Origin of the sequence: Streptomyces sp. NBC_01003, from assembly GCF_045162695.1 — a bacterium.
In the GTDB taxonomy this organism is placed as follows: Bacteria; Actinomycetota; Actinomycetes; order Streptomycetales; family Streptomycetaceae; genus Streptomyces.
In genome coordinates this window covers 8,203,495-8,217,774 of sequence record NZ_CP108707.1, presented here as the reverse complement: position 1 = coordinate 8,217,774, position 14,280 = coordinate 8,203,495, and the positions used below count along the sequence as shown (strand labels likewise).

The following is a 14,280-nucleotide window of genomic DNA, read 5'->3' as shown; positions in this document are numbered from 1 at the left end:
TGTGCCATCCCCCTCGAACCGAAGGGAAACACCAGTAATGACCGCTTCGCACGAGTCCGTATCCGCCCCGACCCGCCGTACCGTCGTCGCGGCCGTGGGAGCCGCCGGTATCGCCGCCGCGCTCACCGCGTGCGGGAGCTCGGACGATTCGTCGTCCTCCGAGCCGGCGGGGAACGCGGCCAACGACGGCGCGGCCAAGGACGGGGCAGGGAAGGAACTCGCCAGGACCGCGGACATCCCCGTCGGCGGCGGAAAGATCTTCGGTGACGCGGGCGTGGTGGTCACGCAGCCGAAGAAGGGCGAGTTCAAGGCCTTCACGAACATCTGCACCCACAAGCAGTGCCCGGTCACCGCGATCGAGGGCGGCACCATCAACTGCCCGTGCCACGGCAGCAAGTTCTCCATCGAGGACGGCAGCGTGAAGCACCCGCCCGCCGCGCAGCCCCTGGCCGCCAAGGAGATCACCGTCTCCGGCGACTCGATCACGCTCGCGTAGCGCCGCGGATCAGCGGCCTCGGCGCGGGTGCTTCCAGCAGGTGAGCACGTCCTGTGTGGACGTCACGGTGGCAACGAGGGCGAGCGTGTTGCGGATCATCGCGGGGGTGTAGTCGGACGGCACCCCCGCGATCGCGTCGGCGGGCACGGCGACGGTGTAGCCGCGGTTCACCGCGTCGAAGACGGCGTTCGGTATGGCCACGTTCGCCGAGACGCCGGTGACGATCAGCGTCCGGCAGCCGAGGTTGCGCAACAGGGCGTCCACGTCGGTGCCCGCGATGGGCGAGAGGCCGTGCAGCCGGCGTACGACGATGTCCTCGTCCGCCACCTCGACGGGCGGCGCGATCCTGACCGCCTCTGTGCCGGAGATCTGCTGTACGGGCAGGCGCGCGGCGGCGCGGAACAGCCGTCCGTTGTGGTTGGCACCGCGCCCGTCGGGCCGCCGCTCCGCCACGGCGTGCAGCACCTGTACGCCGCTCTCGTGGGCACCCGCGACAAGTCGCGCCACATTGCCGAGCGCCCCGGACGACCTGGCCTCCTCGGCGAGTTCGGGCAGGGCGCTGTCAGGGCCGACGACCCCCTGCTGGCACTCCACGGTCAGCAGTACGGCGGTGGCCGGATCGAGCAGTTCGGCGAGCTCTTCGTACGACGGCACGGGGTCCCCCTGTCGCAGGCGTCCTGAGCGGCGAGAGATTAGCCACCATTGCGTCGCAGGGGAAGACACCGCATGCTTCTGATCTGACACACCGTCAGCAAGAGGCGCTCGAAGGGGAGTACGCATGGCCGTCACACAGCGTCGGGGCCGCAAGATCATGATGACGCCGGCCGAGCTGGACGAGTTTCTTGGATCCCAGCGCACGTGCCGCGTCGCCACCGTCTCGCCCGACGGCTCCCCGCACGTCAGCACTCTGTGGTTCGTCTGGGACGGCGCCTGCCTGTGGCTGTACTCGATCACGCGCAGCCGCCGCTGGGCCGACCTCCTCAAGGACCCACGTATCGCCGTCGTGATCGACGCGGGCGAGGAGTACGGGGAGCTGCGCGGCGCCGAGCTGTCGGGCACGGTGGAGTTCGTCGGGGAGAGCCCGCGCACCGGCGAGCCCGTGCCCGAACTGGACGTCCCCGAGCGGCTGTTCGCCCGCAAGAACTTCGCGATGGACGAGATGGTGCACGACGGCCGGCACGCCTGGGCCCGGCTCACGCCCGACAAGATCGCGTCGTGGGACTTCAGGAAGCTGGCGTCGCTCTAGCTCTCACTCGGGGAGCCGTCTCCTGAGGAGCCACCTCCTGGGGCGACGTCCCCGCCCAGACTCGCGCCCACGCTCCGGAGCGCCCTCACCGCCGCCCTGATCGACGGCCGCCGGTCCGCGTCGGCCCGCCACACGACGTAGACGTGCCGGCGTACGCGCCGACGCACCGGCACGGTCACCACCCCGTCCGGCACCGGATCGCGCCCGAGGAGCGGGGCCACGCACACGCCGAGTCCGGCGGCGACGAGGCCGAGCTGGGTGTGGGTCTCGGCAGCGCGATGGCCTATGCGGGGCTCGACGCCCTTGGCGCGCAGCGTGAAGAGCAGCCACTCGTGGCAGAACTCGCCCTCGCCCCACGTGATCCACTCGTCGTCGGCGAAGTCCTCCAGGCCCACCTCGCGGCGCCCGGCGAGGGGGTGGTCCGCCGGCATCGCGACATCGGCGGGGTCGTCGAGGATCGCCGCCTTGACGAGGCCGTCGGGGAGCGGCATCGGCTTGTTGTACCAGTCGAGCACGACCGCCAGGTCGAGGTCTCCGCGCACGACCCCGGCGACGCCCAGCTCGGGCTCCAGCTCCTGCGAACGCAGTCGCAGCCCGGGGTGCTCCGCGCGCAGGGCGGCGAGGGCGCGCGGGAAGAGGCCGCGGGCGGCGGTCGGGAACGCGGAGATCCGCAGCTCCCCCACGACCTGCCCGCGGTGCGCCTCCAGGTCGGACTGCGCGAGCTCGACCTGGGACAGGATCCGCCCGGCGTGCTCGGCGAGCAGCCGCCCTGCGTCGGTGAGGCGCACTCCCCTGCCGTTCTTGGCGAGGAGCTGCTGCCCGACCTCGCGCTCCAGCTTGGCCATCTGCTGCGAGACGGCGGACGTCGTGACGTGCAGCCCTGCCGCGGCGCCGCTGACGGACCCGTGGCGGGCGAGTGCGTCGAGGGTGCGCAGGCGCTCCAGGTTCAACATGTAAGTGATGCTAAGCGATACCAGGGAACAAGTCTCGCTTGTGCTAAGAGGTTGCGGGGCGGCATCGTTACGCCCATGAGCACCGTCGCCTCCTCGTCGCCCCCTGCGACTCCGGCCCCCGCGCCTTCCGAGATCTCCGCCGACAACCCTGTCTCCTCGCCTTCCGAGATCCCTACCGAGTCCCCTGCCTCAGCCCGCCCCCGCCGCGCTCTCGACTGGCGCGTCCGCTTCGGCGTCCTGTCGCTGATCTGGGGCTTCAGCTTTCTCCTCATCAAGGTCGGCACCGAGGGCTACGCGCCGTTCCAGGTGACGCTGGGGCGGCTCGCGTTCGGTACGGCGGTGCTCGCCGTGGCCATGGCCGTGAAGCGTGAGCGGCTGCCGAGGGGCCTGCGGACGTGGGGGCACATCGCGGTGGCGGCGCTGCTGCTCAATTCCCTGCCGTTCTCGCTGTTCGCGTTCTCCGAGCAGACGATCCCGTCGACGCTGGCCGGTATCTGCAACGCGACGTCGCCGCTGTGGGGCATGGCCCTGTCGCTGGTGGCGCTCTCCGAGGACCGGCCCACGCGCCGCCGGGTCGCGGGGCTCGGCATCGGCTTCCTCGGGGTGCTCACGGTCCTCGGCGTGTGGCAGGGCTTCCACGGCCTGGACCTGGCCGGCACGGCGATGGCGCTGCTCGCCTCGCTGAGCTACCCGGTCGGCTGGATCTATCTGCGCCGCACGCTGGCCGGGACCGGCCACTCGAACCTGTCGCTCTCGGGAGCGCAGCTCCTGATGGCCACGGTCCAACTGGCCGTCGTCACCCCGGTGTTCACCACGCTCCCGGCCCACCTCCCGGTCGTGCCCCTGCTCGCGATCGTCGCCCTGGGCGCACTCGGCACCGGCCTCGCCTTCCTCATCCAGTATGGCCTGGTGGCGGAGGTCGGTCCGACCACGGCGCAGATGGTCACGTATTTCATCCCGGTGATCGCGACGGCCGCGGGGGTCGCCCTGCTCGGCGAGTCCCTGACCTGGTCCACCCCGATCGGCGCGGTGATCGTGCTGGCGGGCGCGGCGCTCACACAGTCCAGGGCGCGAACCCCTCGGCGCGGCGCTCAGCCGTAACGGCGCGCGGGGGCCGGCCCGGTGGCGGACGCGACGGCGTCGGCCATCGGGCCGATGTCGTCCGCGCCGAGCGTCGACACCGTGATCCGCACCCCGGGCGCCGCCCCCATCCGGAAGCGTGCCCCCGGTGCGACGGCCCACCCGGCGTGCAGCAGCCGCGCCACCGCCCCCGTCTCGTCCGGCACGGGCACCCACACGTTCATGCCGCTGCGCCCGTGCGCCTCGACCCCGCGCTCGGCGAGCGCCGCGATGAGCGCGTCGCGCCGCTGCCCGTACGACGCGGCGACGGCGCGCGTGTCCACCGCCCCCTCGGTCCACAGCCGCGCGACGGCCCGCTGCAGGATGCGGCTCACCCAGCCGGGGCCGAGGCGCTGCCGCCCCTGCACCCGGTCGACCGTGACCGCGTCACCCGTCAGCACGGCGAGCCGCAGGTCGGGTCCGTAGGCCTTTGCGGCGGAGCGGACGAACGCCCAGTGCCGCGTCACACCGGCCAGCGGGTACAGCGGCAGGTCGACGATCCCGTGCCCGTGGTCGTCCTCGATGAGCAGTACGTCCTTGTGGGCCGCCAGGACTTTGCGCAGCGCACGCGCGCGTGGCGCGGTGACGGCGGCGCCGGTGGGGTTCTGGGCCCGGTCGGTGACCACGAGGGCCCGCGCCCCCGCGCCCAGCGCCCGCTCCACCTCCTCGGGCAGCGGACCGTCGTCGTCCACGCCGACGGGCACCGTGCGCAGCCCGAGCGCCGGGACCAGGTCGAGCATGCTGCCCCAGCCCGGATCCTCGACGGCGACGGCGTCGCCGGGCTTCAGGTGTGCGGCAAGCACCCGCTCGATGGCGTCGAGGGAGCCCGAGGCGACGGCGACAGGCCCCTCGGGGATCCCGTCCTCGTCGAAGGCCACGCGCGCGTGGCGTGCCAGTTCCGGCTCCAGGGGCCCGTCGCCGTAGAGGACGGGCGCCTTGTCGCCCTGCGCGGCCGCCCAGGCGAAGGCCTCGGCCAGCGGGGGCAGCAGGCCCGTATCGGGATTGCCGTTCGAGACGTCGCGCACCCCGGCCGGTACGTCGACGCGGATCAGCTCGCGCGCCGTCGTGGCCGGCTTGGACCGCACGCGGCTGCCGCGGCGCCCCGCGGTCTCGATCACTCCGCGCTCACGGAGCGTGCGGTAGGCGGCCGCGACCGTATTGGGATTGACCCCGAGATGCTGGGCCAACTCCCTCATGGGCGGCAGAAGTTGACCCGGCTGCAGGTCACCTCCGCCCACCGCGCGCTCCACGCTGGCCGCAATCTCTGCTGCGCGCCGTCCTTCGATCGGATACTCTCCTAGCACAAAGCAGATTATGCACTAGTGCAATGGAGTTTGCAATGAGCGTGGCATCCGAGCCCGGCACCGTCGCTTCCGGGGACGCCTCCGCCTCCTACCCGGCGACCGACCGCACCGTCCCGGCCCGCATGCGCGAGCGGACGTACTACGACCGTGAGCTGGTCCACTCGATACTCGACGAGGCGTACATCTGCCATCTCGGGTTCGTCCGCGACGGCTCCCCCGTCGTGCTGCCGACCCTGTACGGCCGCGTCGGCGAGACCCTCTACGTGCACGGTTCGACGGGGGCGCGCGTCCAGCGCATGGCGGGCGCGGCCGACCCCGGTCTGCAGGTCTGCCTGACGGTCACCCATGTCGACGGTCTGGTACTCGCGCGCTCCGCCTTCCACCACTCCCTCAACTACCGCTCCGTGGTGGTGCACGGCCTCGCCCACCAGGTGACCGACCGCGACGAGAAGCGCACGGCGCTCGACGCGATCGTCGACCACGTGGTGCCGGGCCGCGCCCAGGACTCGCGCCCCGGGAACGACAAGGAACTCGCGGCGACATCCGTCCTGCGCCTCGACCTCGCGGAGGTCTCCGCGCGGGTCCGCGCCGGCGGACCCAACGACGACGAGGAGGACCTCGGCCTGCCGTACTGGACCGGCGTCGTCCCGCTCACCAAGGGCCACGGCGCACCGATCCCGGCCGACGACCTGGCGCCGGGCATCGCGGTGCCGGACTACCTGACGGGTCTGTAGGACGCTTCCATGGCGCCCTTGGGGACGAGCCCGCCCCGGTGAGCTTCGATACGCGCACCGGGGCGCCCTCACCGGCTACCTCGCGCGCGCCTCGGCCACGGCGAGCCCGGTCACCGCGGCCAGCATCAGGACCGTGCCCGCCACCGTCGGCGCGGTCAGCCGCTCACCGAGAAGCGCGACCGCGATGACGGCGGCGCTCACCGGTTCGAGCAGCATGATCACCGAGACGGTCGCGGACCTGACGACCGCGGCGCCCGAGAAGTACAGGGCGTAGGCGAGCGCAGTAGGTACTGACGCGATGTAGACCAGCATCCCCAGCACCTGGAGCGGCTGGGAGGTGTGCGGCACCAGACCCTCCAGCGCACCGAGCGGCAGGAGGCTCACCGCGGCGACGGCGAACGTCAGGACGGACGTGTCGAGTTGATCGCCCGACCGGCCGTCCCGCCCGAACCACCGCGTCAGGAGGGTCATCACGGCGTATCCGGCCGCGGAGACCAGGGCCCAGGCGACCCCGGCGGGACGCACGGCCGCGCCCCCGCCGCCGAGCACCAGGACAGCAAGGCCCGCGAGCGCGCCCAGAACGGCCAGCAGCCCGCCGCCGCCGAGACGTTCGCCCATGATCAGGCGCGCGCCGAGGGCGATGAGTACGGGACCCGCGCCCAGGGTGACCACGGTGGCGACGGCGAGTCCGGTCGCCTGGACCCCCGCGAAATACGCGGTCTGGAAGACGCTCAGGGCGATCCCGGTGACGACGATCCGCACCGCCTTGCGCAGGCGCGGTTCCACCACGGGCCGGGTCCTGCGCGGTCGCAGGGCCCGCGCCACGAGCAGCAGTGCGAGGCCGCCCACGCAACGCCAGAACGACAGGGCGGCGGGGCCGAGGTCGCTGGCCCGGAAGACCAGCGAGGCGGCCGCGCCCGCGGTGCCCCAGGCGGCGCCGGCGACGACGAGGTAGAGAAGCCCGCGCCCGACGGGCAACAGCGGTGCTGCCCCGGCGGGCGACGTACGGGACGAGGTGTCGGCTGAGTCAGCCGCGACAGTGTGCGACACGTGGTTCTCCACGAAGAATGGCCTCCGCGCCCCACGGACGGGGGCGGGGCAGGGACACGGACTGTCGTCTGCGGGCAGCCGTGAGCCGCTCGGGTCGTCCCGAGCCGGATCTTCGTCAGATGGGTCGCCGGAGCACGATGCTCCGGACGGCCACCGCCCGCGTTACGCGGCCGGGGGCGGAAGCACGAGTGCGCGTGAATGCATGATCAACACCTTAGTTCGCGCTGCCGCGACCGGACAACGTCTTGTCCGGCGACTGCGGGGACGCGTCGTTCGGGGCGGCCCCACCCGCCACGGCCACCACCTCGGGCTTCGCCGGGGCCGAGGACTGCGCGATGAACGCCCCGACCAGGACGACCGCGCCGCCGACGATCTGCGGTGCCGACAGGTGCTCACCCAGGAGCACCCAGGCCAGCACGGTCGCGATGACCGCTTCCAGGCAGGCCACGACCCCGGCCACCTGGGGCGAGAGCCGGCGCACGGAGAGGACTCCGGTGACGTAGGCGATGACCGTGGCGATCAGCACGATCCAGCAGAGCAGCAGCCACGCGGGCACGGAGGTGCCGTTCATCGAGGCGCTGCCGCCGAGCACGGACCAGTCCATGCCCCAGGGGCGCGCCACAACCGTCAGGACGAGGGCGCCGACGAGCAGCCCGTACGCGATCACGCCGAGCGGGTCCGGCGCCCGGTCCCCCGCGTCGCTGCCCTGGTCGGACAGGACGAAGTAGCCGACCTGGCAGCAGGCGGCGGCGAGGGCGAGCAGCAGGCCGATCAGGTCGACGCTGAGGCCCGCCCACACCTCGACGACGCAGGCGAGACCGCCTACGGCGAGGACCACGCCGAGCGCGGCGGCGCGCGTCACGGGCCTGCGCTGCACGAAACGCACCCAGCCCAGAACCAGCGCGGGGGCGAGGTACTCGATGAGGAGCGCGACGCCTACGGGGATACGAGAGATCGCGGCGAAGTAGCAGGCCTGTACACCGGCGACGGCGAGCAGGCCGAAACCGGCGAGCAGCGCGGGCCGCTGGACGACCAGGGAGCGATGTCGCCAGGCGACGGGCAGCATGACGAGCGCGGCGCCTGCGACGCGCAGCCACACCACGTGGAGCGGGTCGAGACCCGCCTCGATCAGCGGCTTCGCCGCCACACCGGAACCGCCGAAGGCGAGCGCCGAGACAAGGGCGAGCCCCAGTCCGACACCTCGCCCGCGGTTCGCCTGAATCCCCTGAGACGCATGCACCGGCACATCATGACAGCCGGCGTCATGACCGTCATCCCCAATGACCCCTGTCTCACGTGCCGGACGCGCCGGGCAGGACGAACGGGGGGCACGGCCTCAAGAGGCACGCCCCCAAACAGAACCAAGCCTCAACACAAAGCCACGCCTCAGCCCGAAACCGCTCGCCTCAGCACTCGGCCTCGACACGCCGCCGCAGGCTCTCCGCATCGACCCCGGCCCGCCGGAGCACCTCGACCGCGCGGCACTCCCGGTCCGCCGCGAGCGAGGTGAGGAGGTCGACGCCGCGCACACGCGGGTCGCCGCGGCCCTCGGCGCGGTCGAGCGCGGCCTCCATCGCGGCGGCCGCGGCGGGCGACCAGCCGAGCCCCGTCACGACCGGCACGGCACCCGAGTCCTCGACGGTGCCCTGCCACTGAAGGCCGTAGCCGATGCTCCGCTGCACGAGATAGCCGAGGAGGCGGGCCAGCTGCGGGCCGCCGTCGAAGGCCTCGCGCACCTGCGGGTCGGACTCGAGGAGCGAGTGCAGGAGGTGCGCGGTGTCGATCTGACGGTCCCCGTCGCGGACGGCTCTGCGGCGAGCGCCGGCCACCACCGACGCGAGCTCGGGACTGAGCCTGGCGTCAACATCTGCACGGCTGTGGCCGCTTGCCGCGGCCTCGGACGGGGTAGGGCTTTGCACATCTCCCACCTCATCAGTCCCTGTCCGGCCGGGCATCCCCGGCGGGAAGCATTTCCACGTCCGACACAGGGTGGGCACGCATGAGCGGGTTCTCCTCCTTACGGATGAGATCGCGCCTTTTTACCCCGAGGGGCGCGCGCCGCCTTGCATAGCGCCCCTCACGCAACCGCAGACATAACGGAACTCGTCCTTCACAAGTATGAAGAGCAGGTGCTGGCTCGTGGCCCTGCCGGCGATCGACGGCAGACAGTACGTGTATCGGGTGTACGCACCCGACGACGCACTGCTCGCCGACCTGTTCTGGGACGCCTGGCACTGCCACGACGAGGGGCCGTTCCCGCGCGCGTCGGACCTCTTCGACGCCGCGGTCATCGAAAAGCTCGGCTGACGACGACCTGCTCTCTCCCCCACTTCTGACAGTTCATCAGTATTGAATGTTCGAGGTCCTGCGGCTACTTTCCGCGACACCACGGCTGCGCCCGCCGCAGCTCTCGTCGAGAAGGGGTGGTCGCATGGCCGAAGTCAGCGCGGAAGCACGGATCGGGGCACCCGCGGAGAAGGTCTGGGCCCAGCTCACCGACTTCACCGCGTACGGGGAGTGGAACGCCACACACACGAGCTTCCCGAAGGGCGCCCCCACGGCGCTCGAAGTGGGCGGCACCTTCGAGGAGAACATGAAGCTCATGGGCTTCCCGGCGGAGGTGACCTGGACCGTCGAGGACCTGGAGACCACCCGCACCCTCGCCATCAAGGGCAAGGGTCCGATGGGCGTCACCGTCGGCACGCGCTACACCCTGACCGCGGACGGCGACGGCACGACGGTCCGCATAGACGGCGAGTTCACCGGCGCCGCGGTGTCCCTGATGGCGGGGAAGCTCAAGGACTCGGCGACGGCCGCCCTCAACGAGTCACTGCGCAAACTGGCCGGCCTCGTCGCCTGAGTCGGCCGGCCGCGCGCGCGAACACGCGAAAGGCGCCCCGCACGCTCGGTGCGGGGCGCCTTCATCTGTCGGTACGGGGCATCACCCCCCCCGGCGGACCTCAGTCCTCGTCGGCGAGGATCAGATACAGCTTCTTGCGGGCGTCGTTGATGACGGTCAGCGCCTTCTCGCGCTGCTCCTTGCTGCCGGTCTTCCAGACCTGCCCGAACGCCTCCATCAGACCGAAGCCGGCCTGCCGGATCTCGTTCAGGGTGTCCCAGTCGACCCCGCGCCCGGCCTCTTCCCAAGGGGCGTCGGGTCCCTCGTCGGCCGCGGAACGGCCGGACTCGGTGAGCGCGAACAGCTTCTTGCCGCCCTCGCTCTCGCTGGCGATCAGGCCCTCGTCCTCGAGCAGCTGGAGGGTCGGGTACACCGAACCCGGGCTGGGCTTCCATGCCCCGCCGCTGCGCTCGGCGATCTCCTGGATCATCTCGTAGCCGTGCATCGGACGGTCCTTCAGGAGGGCCAGGATCGACGCGCGTACGTCGCCGCGCCGTGCCCTTCCACGAGGTCCGCCCCGGCCGCCGCGCCCGCCGCCGCCCCAGGGTCCCGGGCCGAAGCCCGGCCCGAAGGGGCCGAAGGCGGCGCGCCGCCCTTCGAAGCCGCCCCGACCGGGATGGCCGGGCCCGCACTGTCCATGTCCGTGTCCGTGTTCATGCTCGTAGCCATGGGAACGCATCGCAATCATTCCTTCCATCGTTGATCGGTCGCGATGCGTCAACGATATATCGGAACTGTTCGGCTGACAACCCTGCGCCGGTCCAGCTCTCCCGAATTGGCCTTGGCCCGCGCGTTCGCCGTCCCCGTAGCGTCAGCCCATGCGCATTCGAATCGTGGACGCCTTCACCGACCGCCCCTTCGCCGGCAATCCGGCCGGCGTACTGCTCCTCGACGACTTCCCCGACGACGCCCGGCTCCAGGACATCGCCACTGAGGTCAACCACGCCGAGACGGCCTTCGCCCACCCGCTGCCCGCCGGCGGCACCGCCGACTGGGCGCTGCGCTGGTTCACCCCCTCCACCGAGGTCGACATGTGCGGCCACGGCACCCTGGCCACCGCGCACGTGCTGCACAGCACCGGCGCGGCCGACGGCCCGGTCCGCTTCGCCACCCGCAGCGGCGTGCTCGTCGCGACCCCGCACGAGGACGGCACGATCACACTCGACTTCCCGTCCGCGCCCCTGACCCGTGTCGAAAGCCCCGAAGGTGTCGCGGCCGCCCTGGGCGCCGAGCCGCTCTCCGTCCACGACACGGGCCGCCAGGTGGGCGACCTGCTCGTCGAGCTCGCGGACGAGAAGACGGTGCATGCCCTCGCACCCGACCTCAAGGCCCTCGCCGCCTGTTCCGAGCGCGGCGTCATCGCCACCGCCCGCGCCGCGGACCCCGACGGCGCCTACGACTTCGTCTCCCGCTGTTTCTTCCCCCGCGTCGGCATCGACGAGGACCCGGTCACCGGCAGCGCCCACACGGCCCTCGCGCCGTTCTGGTCCCCGCGCCTCGGCCGCGCCGAACTCACCGGCCTCCAGGCCTCCGCCCGCACGGGCTTCGTCCGCACCGAACTGCGCGGCGCCCGCACCCTGCTGACCGGCCGCGCCGTCACGGTCATCGAGGGCGACCTGCTCGCCTAGGGGGTCTCCCCCGATCCGAAGGAAAGGCCCTGGCATGCCGCAGGGGGCGTACGAAGATCACGTACGCCCCCTGCATCCGGCACCCGCCCCGGCCTCACGCCGTGGGCAGCCACCCGACCTTCCCCGCGAGCAGCGCGTATCCGACGAACGCGCCGATGTCGAGCAGCGAGTGCGCCACCACCAGCGGCCCGACCCGCCCCCACCGCCGGTACAGATACGCGAAGACCAGGCCCATCGCGAGGTTCCCGAAGAAGCCGCCGATGCCCTGGTAGAGGTGGTACGAGCCGCGCAGCACCGAGCTGGCCACGATCGCCGTGCCGGGTGTCCAGCCCAACTGCCCCAGCCTGCGCAGCAGATAGCCGACGACGATCACCTCCTCCAGGACGGAGTTCTGAATCGCCGAGAGGACCAGGACCGGGTACTTCCACCACACGTCGGGCAGCGCCTCCGGCACCACCGTGAGGTTGAAGCCGAGGCCACGGGCCGCCAGGTAGAAGGCGATACCCGTACTGCCGATGACCGCCGCGATCACCGCGCCACGGGTCGCGTCGAAGAGCGGTCTCGTACGGTCGAAGCCGATCGTCCGCATCCCGGCGCCCTCGCGCAGCAGCAGATGCGCGACGAGCGCGACCGGCACGAGCGCGCTCGCGATCCCGAACAACTGCCACGCCAGATCAAGCCACGGCCGCCCGGGAGCCGCCGAGGCGTTCAGGGTCGCCGCCTGGTCCTTCAGACCCCCCGGTTTGGTGACCGATCCGACAAAGCTGATCAGCGCAGACACTCCGCTCGCACCGAGCGAGAGCGCCAGGACGAGCAGTGTCTCGTTCCGAAGAATCCGTCGCGAAAGCCGCTCGTTCGGAAAAGAATCGGCCACCGCACCCGCCTCCGCCTGCACACCTGCCTCCAGTTGAGTAATCCCGCCTCATCCCCCACCCAGCCCCGCTAGGGTCTCGAATACAGGTACGAAGATCGCGCGCGACAGGCCGGGGGGACGAAGGCCGTTCTTTGGTGTACCTCTCCCCTTCCGTCGGGCCAGGCCGAAGGAAGGGCACCACCGCATGGGACGTCACAGCTTGCCCGACGAGTATGGGACGGACGCGGTCGGCCCCCGCCCCCGCACGCGCGGCCGGACCGTGGCCATCGCGACGGCGCTGGTCCTGGTGGTCGCCGGGGGCACGGCTCTCGCGGCCAGGAGCGGGCTGCTCTCCTTCGGCGGGGCCTGCGACGGCAAGACGGTCCACCTCGACATCGCCGCCTCGCCCGATGTCGCTCCCGCGCTGCGCGACGCCGCGGACCTCGCCCGCAAAAACCATCTGACCTCCGACGGGCAGTGCCTCGACACCCGCGTGCAGGCGGGCGACTCGTACAAGATCGCCGATTCCCTGCAGAAGGGCGGGAAGGGCGCCGGGGACTACGAGGCGTGGGTGCCGGATTCGAGTCTGTGGATCCAGCGCGCCGGCCTCGGCGGGAACGCCACCCCGGTCACGGCGATGGGCAACATAGCCTCCTCCCCCATCGGCATCAGCATGGTGCCGTCGGCCGCGAAGAGCATGGGCTGGCCCGCGAAGCAGTACACCTGGGCGCAGTTGACCGGCGCGGCCATGGAGGGCGACAAGCTGCGGCTCGGGACCGCCGACCCCGCGCGCAGCGCGACCGGTCTCCTCGCCCTGACCCGGCTGGGCGCCTCCACCAAGAAGTCCGGCTCGGAGGGCGACACCCAGGCCGCCGCCATGGCCAAGGCGCTCTCGCAGCGCACCACCGACAGCGACGGCCAGCTGACCGACACCCTGGCGCGCGACTCCTCCGGCACCGAGCAGGGCAATCCGCGCCGCAACCAGGCGCTGTTCCTCTCCGAGCAGTCCTCGTTCCGGTACAACGCGACCGCCGGCGACAAGGACGGGCTCGACCTCTTCTACCCGAAGGACGGCTCGCCGCAGCTCGACTACCCGTTCGCCCTGGTCGACGAAGGCGACAAGTCGACGGACGAGCGGCGGGCCGCCATCCGCTTCATGACCCTGCTCGGCGAGGACGCCGGCATCCGGATCCTGGACAGGCACGGCTTCCGGACGGACGACGAGGAGCCCTCGGACGCCGTGGTCGCCGGGGCGGGCGGCCGCAGCCCGCAGCCGTACGCGACGTCGGACTCCGAGCCGCCGACGGACAAGGAGCTCCAGGAAACCCTCGGCATGTGGACGATCACGGTGCAGAGCGCCCGGATCACCGTGGTCGTGGACGCCTCCGCCTCCATGGCGAACTACGTGCCGGGCCGCAACCAGTCCCGCATGGAGGTCACGAAGGCGTCGATGCTCCAGGCGCTCGCCACGTTCACGCCCGAGGACGAGATCGGCCTGTGGGAGTTCGCCACGCTCCTCGACGGGAACCGCGACTACCGCAAGCTCGTCCCCACCGAGCGCCTCGGTGACCGCAAGGGCGACGGCACCCAGCGCGACAAGCTGTCCGAGGCCTTCAGCGGCCTCCAGCCCGTGCCAGGCGGCGCCACGGGTCTTTACGACACCACGCTCGCGGCCTACGAGGAGGCGACGTCGTCCTACCGGAGCGGCAAGTTCAACGCCCTCGTGGTCGTGACCGACGGCGCGAACCAGGACCTCGGCTCCATCTCGCGCAGCCACCTCATCTCGCGGCTCCAGAGCCTCGCCGACCCCCAGCACCCGGTGCCGCTCATCGCCATCGCGGTCGGCCCTGACGCCGACAAGGACGAGGTCGAGCAGATCGCCGGGGCCACCGGCGGCTCCGGGCACCAGGTCAGCGACCCGGCCCAGATCCACGCGGTGATCCTCAAGGCGATCGTGGAGGCGGGCGCCAAGGGCTGACCGGGCTCGACCGACATGCC

General features: G+C 71.8%; 16 protein-coding genes. 8 read left to right on the top strand and 8 right to left on the bottom strand.

Going from position 1 to position 14,280, the window contains the following annotated elements; genetic code table 11:
- The first annotated feature begins 37 nt into the window (after window positions 1–37).
- Complete coding sequence (locus OG698_RS37470; RefSeq protein ID WP_406108324.1) at window positions 38–496, top strand: Rieske (2Fe-2S) protein; 459 nt, start codon at window positions 38–40, stop codon at window positions 494–496.
- Between the two features lie 9 nt (window positions 497–505).
- Here the strand turns inward: OG698_RS37470 and OG698_RS37465 are convergent, their stop codons facing one another.
- Window positions 506–1,150 (bottom strand): cysteine hydrolase, encoded by a 645-nt coding sequence (locus tag OG698_RS37465; RefSeq protein WP_406108323.1) that lies wholly within the window; start codon window positions 1,148–1,150, stop codon window positions 506–508.
- A gap of 124 nt (window positions 1,151–1,274) precedes the next feature.
- Between OG698_RS37465 and OG698_RS37460 the strand changes: the two genes are divergently transcribed.
- Window positions 1,275–1,742, top strand: coding sequence for a pyridoxamine 5'-phosphate oxidase family protein (locus OG698_RS37460; protein WP_399975703.1), 468 nt, complete (start codon window positions 1,275–1,277; stop codon window positions 1,740–1,742).
- On the opposite strand, the gene OG698_RS37455 is transcribed toward OG698_RS37460, so the two are convergent.
- Window positions 1,739–2,695, bottom strand: coding sequence for a LysR family transcriptional regulator (locus OG698_RS37455; protein ID WP_406108321.1), 957 nt, complete (start codon window positions 2,693–2,695; stop codon window positions 1,739–1,741). The genes OG698_RS37460 and OG698_RS37455 overlap by 4 nt on opposite strands.
- Window positions 2,696–2,770: 75 nt before the next feature.
- Here OG698_RS37455 and OG698_RS37450 point away from each other — a divergent pair, with 75 nt between their 5' ends.
- Window positions 2,771–3,796, top strand: coding sequence for a DMT family transporter (locus OG698_RS37450; protein WP_406108319.1), 1,026 nt, complete (start codon window positions 2,771–2,773; stop codon window positions 3,794–3,796).
- On the opposite strand, the gene OG698_RS37445 is transcribed toward OG698_RS37450, so the two are convergent.
- Window positions 3,787–5,118 carry an aminotransferase class I/II-fold pyridoxal phosphate-dependent enzyme gene (locus OG698_RS37445; protein WP_406108318.1) on the bottom strand — a complete coding sequence of 444 codons (1,332 nt, stop codon included), beginning with the start codon at window positions 5,116–5,118 and terminating at the stop codon, window positions 3,787–3,789. The genes OG698_RS37450 and OG698_RS37445 overlap by 10 nt on opposite strands.
- A 35-nt stretch (window positions 5,119–5,153) precedes the next feature.
- Between OG698_RS37445 and OG698_RS37440 the strand changes: the two genes are divergently transcribed.
- The gene (locus OG698_RS37440) at window positions 5,154–5,852 is read left to right on the top strand and encodes a pyridoxamine 5'-phosphate oxidase family protein (RefSeq protein ID WP_234374681.1); all 699 of its coding nucleotides are present in this window, start codon (window positions 5,154–5,156) and stop codon (window positions 5,850–5,852) included.
- A gap of 75 nt (window positions 5,853–5,927) precedes the next feature.
- On the opposite strand, the gene OG698_RS37435 is transcribed toward OG698_RS37440, so the two are convergent.
- The 3 genes from OG698_RS37435 to OG698_RS37425 form a co-directional block, all read right to left on the bottom strand.
- Window positions 5,928–6,833, bottom strand: a complete 906-nt coding sequence (locus OG698_RS37435) for a DMT family transporter (protein WP_406111506.1) — start codon at window positions 6,831–6,833, stop codon at window positions 5,928–5,930.
- A gap of 283 nt (window positions 6,834–7,116) precedes the next feature.
- Window positions 7,117–8,148: an EamA family transporter gene (locus OG698_RS37430; protein WP_406108317.1), complete on the bottom strand. Its 1,032-nt coding sequence runs from the start codon at window positions 8,146–8,148 to the stop codon at window positions 7,117–7,119.
- A gap of 160 nt (window positions 8,149–8,308) precedes the next feature.
- Complete coding sequence (locus tag OG698_RS37425) at window positions 8,309–8,821, bottom strand: Clp protease N-terminal domain-containing protein (RefSeq protein ID WP_406111504.1); 513 nt, start codon at window positions 8,819–8,821, stop codon at window positions 8,309–8,311.
- 220 nt (window positions 8,822–9,041) lie between these two features.
- Here OG698_RS37425 and OG698_RS37420 point away from each other — a divergent pair, with 220 nt between their 5' ends.
- Together OG698_RS37420 and OG698_RS37415 are read left to right on the top strand one after the other, a co-directional pair.
- A complete protein-coding gene (locus OG698_RS37420) occupies window positions 9,042–9,209 on the top strand; it encodes a hypothetical protein (RefSeq protein ID WP_165914282.1) in 168 nt (55 codons plus the stop codon).
- Between the two features lie 124 nt (window positions 9,210–9,333).
- On the top strand, window positions 9,334–9,762 hold the full coding sequence (locus tag OG698_RS37415) for an SRPBCC family protein (RefSeq protein WP_326776817.1): 429 nt from the start codon (window positions 9,334–9,336) through the stop codon (window positions 9,760–9,762).
- Between the two features lie 100 nt (window positions 9,763–9,862).
- On the opposite strand, the gene OG698_RS37410 is transcribed toward OG698_RS37415, so the two are convergent.
- On the bottom strand, window positions 9,863–10,480 hold the full coding sequence (locus tag OG698_RS37410; RefSeq protein ID WP_327576985.1) for a PadR family transcriptional regulator: 618 nt from the start codon (window positions 10,478–10,480) through the stop codon (window positions 9,863–9,865).
- A 139-nt stretch (window positions 10,481–10,619) separates the two neighbouring features.
- On the opposite strand from OG698_RS37410, the gene OG698_RS37405 reads away from it, so the two are divergent.
- A complete protein-coding gene (locus OG698_RS37405) occupies window positions 10,620–11,429 on the top strand; it encodes a PhzF family phenazine biosynthesis protein (protein WP_406108315.1) in 810 nt (269 codons plus the stop codon).
- 94 nt (window positions 11,430–11,523) lie between these two features.
- Here OG698_RS37405 and OG698_RS37400 read toward each other — a convergent pair whose 3' ends face one another.
- The gene (locus OG698_RS37400) at window positions 11,524–12,324 is read right to left on the bottom strand and encodes a CPBP family intramembrane glutamic endopeptidase (RefSeq protein WP_100597631.1); all 801 of its coding nucleotides are present in this window, start codon (window positions 12,322–12,324) and stop codon (window positions 11,524–11,526) included.
- Between the two features lie 163 nt (window positions 12,325–12,487).
- On the opposite strand from OG698_RS37400, the gene OG698_RS37395 reads away from it, so the two are divergent.
- A complete protein-coding gene (locus OG698_RS37395) occupies window positions 12,488–14,260 on the top strand; it encodes a substrate-binding and VWA domain-containing protein (RefSeq protein WP_406108313.1) in 1,773 nt (590 codons plus the stop codon).
- Window positions 14,261–14,280: the final 20 nt, after the last annotated feature.